A 4216-nucleotide genomic window follows, 5' to 3' on the forward strand; every position below is an offset into this window, starting at 1 on the left:
GCCACCGAGGACAGCGGGTCGGAAGCAAAGATCGGCAGCGCAATGCGCTTGGGAAGCAGGGTCTCCCCCAACTCCTCACTGCGCATGGCCTGACCGATGACAAGGCGCTTGAGCACCTGAGGCACGTTGGACACAACCGGGAGGGTACGGACCGACAGCCTCCCCGGCATGTTCCCCAGCCCAGGAGCAAGACACCGCCGACGACCCACCGCACCGCATTCCCGCAGGCCAGATGCCCTTTTCAAGGGAAAGCGCCCAAATGATCACTCAGGGTGAGCGCGTTAAGGACACGTCAATCTTTCCGTCGGCCACCCGCCATGCCGACGGCTCCGCCCAGTCCACAGCGTCTGACCACAGTGGCGAGGGACGGGCAGCGGAAACACCGGCGTCAAGAATGCGTTAAGGCACGGTCCGAGCCTTCCAGTCGGCCAATGGGAGAGCCTGGCGGGGTATCAAACGGGATTTCGCTACTGCTCGCCGTAGACGCGCCGAGGCACTGCCCTGCTGCTCTCGCTTTCCTCGGTGGCGTGCCAGCGCGGTCGGGCCCGTTGGCGTTAAAGGTTCGATAAAGTGGCCGGTGGTGAGCCGGGAAGTCTGGTCGGCCTGGGGATGGATCTGTCGCGTCGGTGCGGCAGGGACCCCGGTGGCGACGTGGAGTTCCCCAAATGCGTGAAGTGGGCACGATTCTTGCCCTGGTGGTCCTGGCGACGGTGGTGGCCACCGGTGCGCGCCGGTGGCGGATCCCGGCGCCCTCGCTGCTGGTGATCGCCGGTGTGGTGGTGGCGCTTATACCGGGCACCCCGGCCCTGCACATCCCACCGCAGGTGATCGCGCTGGTGGTACTGCCGCCGCTGCTGTACGCCTCGGCGGAGGAGATGTCGCTGCGCGACCTGCGGATCGTCTGGAAGCCGGTGACCGTCCTGGCCCTGGGCCTGGTGCTGGCGTCGGCCGCCGCCGTCGGTGCACTGGCCGTGGCGCTGACCCCGCTGACCGCGCCGATGGCGGTGGTGCTGGGTGCGGTCCTGGCCAGCACCGATCCGGTCGCGGTCACCGCCCTGGGCCGCCGCCTGCCGCTACCGGGGCGGGTGCAGACGATGGTGCAGGCCGAGAGCCTGTTCAACGACGCCACCTCGCTGGTGATGTTCAAGGTCGCCGTCGGCCTGGCCGTGGCCGCCAGCGCGGTCAGCCGGCCTGCGGCCGGGGGCCAGTTCCTGGTGCTGGCCGGCGGCGGCGCACTGGCCGGCGCAGCCGTGGCAGCAGCGGTGGCGCTGATCCGCGCCCGGACCACCGACCCCGTGCTGGAGACCGTGATCGCCCTGGTCACCCCGTACGCCGCCTATGTACTGGCCGAACAGGCCCACACCTCCGGGGTCACCGCGGTGGTGGTCGCGGGCGTGGTCCTGGGACGCTCGGGCCACCGCCTGAGCGATGCCCGGATCCGCCTGCAGGTCCAGGCGGTGTACTCGGTCGTGGTGTTCCTGCTCGAAAGCGTGGTCTTCGCGGTCATCGGCCTGGAACTGCCCACCCTGGTGCGCGACCTGCCCGCCGGCAGCCGCGCCTGGCCACTGCAGGCCCTGGCCCTGGCCGCCGCGCTGATCGCGCTGCGCGTGCTGTGGGTGTGGCCGCTGTCGCGTGTCGTGCGCCCGGTCGAGGGCGCGGCGTCCTGGCGGGTGGCTGCCGTGGTCACCTGGGCCGGCACCCGCGGGGTGATGCCGCTGGCCGCAGCCCTGTCCATCCCCCTGGTCGCCGACGACGGCACCGCCCTGCCAGGCCGCCCGCTGGTGCTGGTCCTGACCACCGCGGTTGTCGTCTTCACCCTGGTCGTCCAAGGGCTGACCCTGGCCCCGCTGGTCGCCCGCTCCGGTCTGGCTCTGGAACCCCAGGACACCGCCCGCGAACAAGAGGAAACCCGCCAGCACCTGGCCCAGGCCGGCCTGGACCACCTCGACCAGCTCGCCGACCTGACCGCAGCACCGACCGCCGCCCTGACCCGCCTCCAGCAGACCCTCGACACCCGCCTGCGCCACAGCCAGGCCCAGACCACCGACGCCGACGCCGACCACCAGCGCGACCAACTACCGGTCCTGCTCGCCTACCACCAACTTCGCCGCGAGGTCATCGCCCTGCAGAGCACCGAACTGCAGCGCCTGTACGAAGCCCACCAGATCAGCGACACCACCCGCCGCCAACTCCAACACGACCTCGACCTGGAGGAATCCGGCATCCCCACCCGATGACCACCCCCCACCTGCCATCCACAGCTGCGGGTTGGCAGCAGAGCGGCCAGCTCCACCGTCCGCCGCACCGGAGAGGGCACCATGACCTACCAGGACCGCACGCTCCGAGTGCACCCCAGCCCACCGGACCAACTCGTGGCAAGCCTGCACGGAGTGGTCAACGCCGACACGGCCCAAGGAATCGCCGACCGACTCCTCGCACTGCGCAACCCACCATCCGCCAGATCCATCTGGACGTCGACCAGGTCAACCCCCTGAGCGCCGCCGCAGCCGCCATCCTGCTTCTTCGGCCCTCGACCTGCCGATCCCGCCCGCCAACACCCAGGGCATCCCGTCCAAGCTGAAGTGCCTGGTGAACCGTGGCATTCTCGTCAAGACCGAGCCCGGCTTGTTCACCCGGGCCTGCCCCCGGAGCACTGGCCGACCCCGCCGAGCAGGGCACCCCCCAGATCTCATCCCGAAGCGGACATCAAGGCGCGAACGGCATTATCACGGGAGCACCCTGGTCCGACCGGGAATCAGGGGCAATCACGTACCGGCGCGGCGCGGGTTCTCTACGCTGCTGATGACGGGATTCGCGCTCATCCTTTGGGGGCTGATGTCAGCGGACGATGGTGCGGCTCCGGACGTCCGAGCGGTGTCGGTCTACAGCCTGACCGAGCAGTTGGCGCCCAAGGACGACAGTCGCGGCCTGCATGCGATTCTGGACATCGGAGAGTCTCAGCGCTACCTGTTGGATCCGCTGGGCCTGCTGCCTCGCGTGATCATGGTGGACAACGTCCCGACGCGGGAGTTCTGCGGCGAGATCGGGACGATGCTGTCCCGGGTGACGGTCACCGCGCTGCTCACGTCACGGGGCGATCCGCTGGTCCTCGTCGAGTCGCGGTTCGAGGGCTCGCCATCGCTGGACGGCGTCGTCAGGTACCGGGAGCAGATGCAGGGGCACCGGGACGCGATCACTGTGGCGGGTGCCGCGTTCGTCGACTGGCTCGGGGGCAGGCTGGGGATGCCCGCGGGCTACCGCCTCGGCTACGGCCACACGATGATCTTTGCGGAAGGGGCGTTCGCCGCAGAACTCCTGGAGGCGAGCCGTCGTTGTCGACCGCCGTTCACACCCTGCTCATGGATGACAGATTCTTCCATCGGCACAACGGCCGCAGGGAGCAGCCAGGCTTCCGTTCCCCGCCGGATCTGAATGCTCGCGGCACGGCACTGGTGGCCCACGTCCGGGGCGCTTCCGTAGTCGCGGGGTGGAATCGGCGCTCCCAGGACAAGATGACGCTGGTCGCCATCCTGGTCGTCGCGGCATTCGCCGTGCTCCACCGCTCCCGGAGCCGCGCCTACCGTGCGCTGGAGGACCATTCCAGGTCGCGCGGCGAGTCGATCGACCAGTCGCGGCAGACATTCACCCTGCTGACCGACGAGATGGGCGAGATCCAGCTGGACCTGAGCTTCGGCGTAGAGGCCTACATCGACAGCGTCCTGATCCCGGACAACCTCATGCAGCTCTTCCGGGCCTCCCTGTACGACCAGCTCGCGGTCGAGGGGGCCGCGGCCAACACCGCCCGGATGGTCGAGCGACTGGGCACGGTCATCCAGAGCCGCAGCGCGGCCCTGATCGGGGCCGGCCAGGAAGCCCGCGAACGGCAGGACCGGGTGCTGACGAGCCTGTTCGCTGTCGTCTCGGCGGTGGCCATCCCGCCAACCCTGCTGCTCGCGTTCTTCAGCGTCAACAGCAGCGACATCGACCCGCACCTGCTGGTCTCGCTGGCCCAGCGGCGCGGCTTTCGCGAGTAACTGACCGGTCTGCTGGCGCCGCGGGACCGGAACAAGACCCTGACGTGCCTGGCGGACGCCGAACCGGCCGTCGGCGCCCAGAACCCGGCCGTGCAACGCCTGCAGTTCTTCCTGTCTGAGTCCACCTGGAAACCACCGGTACTGGCCCAACCAGTTCTATGCCCTATAGCATGATTCCAATA

General features: G+C 69.2%; 2 protein-coding genes and 1 pseudogene. All 3 read left to right on the plus strand.

The annotated features are described in order from the left end of the window. Positions 1-665 precede the first annotated feature (665 nt). Positions 666-2237, plus strand: a complete 1572-nt coding sequence (locus TR46_RS37515) for a Na+/H+ antiporter (RefSeq protein ID WP_042411795.1) — start codon at positions 666-668, stop codon at positions 2235-2237. Positions 2238-2802: 565 nt separating this feature from the next. Next, positions 2803-3432 carry a hypothetical protein gene (locus tag TR46_RS38760; protein ID WP_052433475.1) on the plus strand — a complete coding sequence of 210 codons (630 nt, stop codon included), beginning with the start codon at positions 2803-2805 and terminating at the stop codon, positions 3430-3432. 560 nt (positions 3433-3992) lie between these two features. Then, a pseudogene (locus TR46_RS45690) lies at positions 3993-4163 on the plus strand (IS701 family transposase); the annotation flags it as partial. Between the last annotated feature and the right edge of the window lie 53 nt (positions 4164-4216).

Origin of the sequence: Streptacidiphilus carbonis, from assembly GCF_000787775.1 — a bacterium.
Classification (GTDB): domain Bacteria; phylum Actinomycetota; class Actinomycetes; order Streptomycetales; family Streptomycetaceae; genus Streptacidiphilus; species Streptacidiphilus carbonis.

Excerpts from the sequence above, each read along its gene's own strand:
- TR46_RS38760 (WP_052433475.1), top strand. The coding sequence starts at position 2,803 with ATGACGGGATTCGCGCTCATCCTTTGGGGGCTGATGTCAGCGGACGAT.
- TR46_RS37515 (WP_042411795.1), top strand. The coding sequence starts at position 666 with ATGCGTGAAGTGGGCACGATTCTTGCCCTGGTGGTCCTGGCGACGGTG.